Origin of the sequence: Micromonospora sp. D75, from assembly GCF_018070405.1 — a bacterium.
GTDB classification, from domain to species: Bacteria; Actinomycetota; Actinomycetes; order Mycobacteriales; family Micromonosporaceae; genus Micromonospora; species Micromonospora chalcea.
Genome location: NZ_JAGPXV010000723.1, coordinates 1 through 2,726, shown reverse-complemented (window position 1 = coordinate 2,726; position 2,726 = coordinate 1). Strand labels below are relative to the sequence as shown.

General features: G+C 74.6%; 3 protein-coding genes. 1 reads left to right on the top strand and 2 read right to left on the bottom strand.

Features of this window, described 5'->3' with window-relative positions; translation table 11 throughout:
- Positions 1 to 663, top strand: a 663-nt coding sequence (locus tag KBX39_RS28205) for an endonuclease/exonuclease/phosphatase family protein (RefSeq protein ID WP_210873429.1), incomplete at its 5' end; no start/stop codon positions are given.
- 6 nt (positions 664 to 669) lie between these two features.
- On the opposite strand, the gene KBX39_RS28200 is transcribed toward KBX39_RS28205, so the two are convergent.
- Positions 670 to 1,587 carry an NUDIX hydrolase gene (locus KBX39_RS28200; RefSeq protein ID WP_210873427.1) on the bottom strand — a complete coding sequence of 306 codons (918 nt, stop codon included), beginning with the start codon at positions 1,585 to 1,587 and terminating at the stop codon, positions 670 to 672.
- A gap of 7 nt (positions 1,588 to 1,594) precedes the next feature.
- Positions 1,595 to 2,726: polyphosphate kinase 1 (gene ppk1 / locus KBX39_RS28195; RefSeq protein WP_210873424.1), on the bottom strand; the 1,132-nt coding region annotated here is incomplete at its 5' end.

Below are 2,726 nucleotides of genomic sequence, written 5' to 3'. Positions count from 1 at the left end.
ATCCGGATGGGGTTCGGCCTGGACGGCCGGCTGGACCTCGACGCGCTGGCCCGGGAGCTGCGCGGCGCGGACATCGTGCTGCTCAGCGAGGTGGACCGGGGCTGGTGGCTCAACGGCGGCCACGACACGCTGGCGTTGCTGGCCCGGCGGCTGGAGATGCCGTACGTCTTCGCGCCCGCCGCCGACCCGGTCTGGGGCGACGCGGTGCTCAGCCGGTTCCCGGCGCGTTCCGGGCAGACGCGGCGGCTGACCGCGCACGGCGCGCCGACCGGTGCGCAGGCCCTCGGCGTCACGCTCGACCTCGGTGGTCGCGAGCTGGCAGTGGTGGCCACGCACCTGCAACCGCCGCCCGGCCGGGATCCGGTGGAGCAGGCCCGCGAGGTGGCCGCGTTCGCCGGCCGGTACGCCGCCGGCCGTCCGCTGGTGCTCGGTGGCGACCTGAACACCGAGCCGGCCGACCCGGCGTTCGCCGAGTTCACCGGCGCCGGGCTGGTGGACGCGCTGGCCCCGGCCCGGCCGTTGCGGACCAGCCCGGCCGACGACCCGCGCACCCAGATCGACCACGTCTTCGTCTCCCCGGGCCTGACCGCCACCGAGGTACGCGCGCCGCGCACCGAGGCCAGCGACCACCTCCCGGTGACGCTCACCGTCACGCTGCCCTGAGCCGCCTCACAGCCGGTCGGCGAGGACCAGCCGGTCACCGGCGAACGGCAGCAGCCAGCCACCGCCCTTGGCGGTGGTGAAGTCCGCGTCCACCCGGCCGGTGAGCCGTTCCAGCGCGCCCGGGATCACCTTGCCCTGGCTGCACACCGCCACCGTCCCGGCGGCCTGCGCCAGCGCGACCAGGCGGGCCGCGGCGGCGAGCGCGCACTCCTCGACCTGCTGGCCCGGCTCCGGCTCGTCGAAGTCGCCGCACACCTCGATCGGCAGGTCCAGCCGGGCCGCGGCCGGACTCAGCGTCTGCACGCAGCGGCGCGCCGAGGCGGAGCACAGGCGGGCCGGGCGGACCAGGGCCACGAGGGGCACCAGCGCCAGCGCCTGGGCCTGCCCGTCGTCGTCCAGCGGGCGCCCGTGGTCCGGGCCGGTCCAGGTGCCGCGCTTGCCGGCGCTGGCGTGCCGCACCAGCAGCACGGTCGCGGTGACCGGCGGCAGCGCCGCGAACGCGGCGATCACCTCGGCGTCGTGCGGGTAGCTGACCCGGCGTACCGCGTCGTCGACCGGGAACCAGGCCACGTCGTCGACCTCGGTGCCGGGCTGGAAGCCGCCGGCGCCGGCCGCCCGCATCGACCAGTAGTCGACCGCCTTGGCGTGACCCTCGCTGCGGTAGCGGACGGTGGGCAGGCGCACCTGCGGCACCGCGCGTACGTCGGTCTCCTCGGCGACCTCACGGACGGCGGCGACCAGCGGATGCTCGCCGCGGTCCAGCTTGCCCTTCGGCAACGACCAGTCGCCGTACCGGGGGCGGTGCACGAGGCAGACCTCGACGCCGGCCGGGCCCGGGCGCCACACCACGCCGCCCGCGGCCCGGATCCGTACCGGCTCGTCGTCGCTCACCCGCTCACCGTATGCCCGCCCGGCACGCGCCACGGCCCGCTCAGTCCGCCCGGCCGCCGACCCGGCGCAGCAACAGGTCCTGCAGGTGGGTCAGCGGCGTGTCGCCGTCGCCGGTACGCCGGTGCCAGGTGCCGTCGGCGGCCAGCTCGAACGCGTCCACGTCGGGGTCGAACGCGGCGGTGAGGACGTGGTCCAGCTCGGCGCGGGCCACCGGATCGCTCACCTGCACCAGCGCCTCGACCCGGCGGTCCAGGTTGCGGTGCATCAGGTCGGCCGAGCCCATCCAGAACTCGGCGTCGCCGTTGTTGCCGAACCGGAAGATCCGGGAGTGCTCCAGGAACCGGCCGAGAATCGAGCGGACCCGGATGTTCTCCGACAGCCCCGGCACGCCCGGCCGCAGCGTGCACATGCCCCGGATCAGCAGGTCCACGTGCACGCCGGCCCGCGACGCCCGGTAGAGCGCGTCGGTGATCTCCTCGTCCACCAGGGAGTTCACCTTGAACTGCACCAGCCCCGGCATGCCCAGCCGGACGTGCTCGATCTCCCTGTCGATGCGCTCGATCAGGCCGCTGCGGATGCCCTGCGGCGCCACCAGCAGCCGCCGGTACGCGGTCTGCCGGCTGTAGCCGGTGAGCACGTTGAACAGGTCGGTCAGGTCGGCGCCGATCTCCGGGTCGGCGGTGAGCATGCCGAAGTCCTCGTAGAGCCTTGCCGTCTTCGGGTGGTAGTTGCCGGTGCCGATGTGGCAGTACCGGCGGATCTGGTTGCCCTCCTGGCGTACGACGAGCGCGGTCTTGCAGTGCGTCTTGAGGCCCACCAGGCCGTACACCACGTGGCAGCCGGCCCGTTCCAGCGTGCGCGCCCAGCCGATGTTCGCCACCTCGTCGAAGCGCGCCTTCAGCTCCACCAGCACCACCACCTGCTTGCCGGCGGCGGCCGCGTCGACCAGCGCGTCCACGATCGGGGAGTCGCCGCTGGTGCGGTAGAGCGTCTGCTTGATGGCGAGCACGTTCGGGTCGGCCGCGGCCTGCTCGACGAAGCGCTGCACGCTGGTGGCGAACGAGTGGTACGGGTGGTGTACCAGCACGTCGCCGTCGCGCAGCGTGGCGAAGACGCTGCGCGGCACCTCGCCCTCGGCCAGGCGCGGATGGGTGGCCGGCACGAACGACGGG